The sequence below is a fragment of the Burkholderia sp. LFS061 genome, from assembly GCF_047978125.1.
Taxonomy (GTDB): domain Bacteria; phylum Pseudomonadota; class Gammaproteobacteria; order Burkholderiales; family Burkholderiaceae; genus Burkholderia; species Burkholderia pyrrocinia_C.
Window position 1 is genome coordinate 1 of sequence record NZ_JBFPFS010000164.1, and the last position, 323, is coordinate 323.

The following is a 323-nucleotide window of genomic DNA, read 5'->3' on the forward strand; positions in this document are numbered from 1 at the left end:
ACTGGCTGCTGCGCCTGACGGACAACCACCGGAACTGGGGCTTCGGACTGTGCTTCCTGTACCTGCGCAACGTGAAAGGCTTCGGCTGGAATCACAAGCGCGTGTACCGGATCTATTGCGAACTGGAGTTGAACCTGCGAATCAAGCCGCGCAAGCGACTGGTCAGGCAGGTCCCGGAGCCGCTGGCGGTGCCGTGCGCCGTCAACCAGGTTTGGTCGATGGACTTCATGCACGATCAGCTGTCCGACGGACGCAGCATCCGGCTGTTCAACGTGATCGACGACTTCAACCGCGAGGCACTCGGCATCGAGATCGACTTCTCA

1 pseudogene is annotated in these 323 nt (G+C 60.7%); it reads left to right on the forward strand.

Going from position 1 to position 323, the window contains the following annotated elements:
• Window positions 1-323: pseudogene (locus tag ACNQQL_RS36175) on the forward strand (IS3 family transposase); the annotation flags it as partial.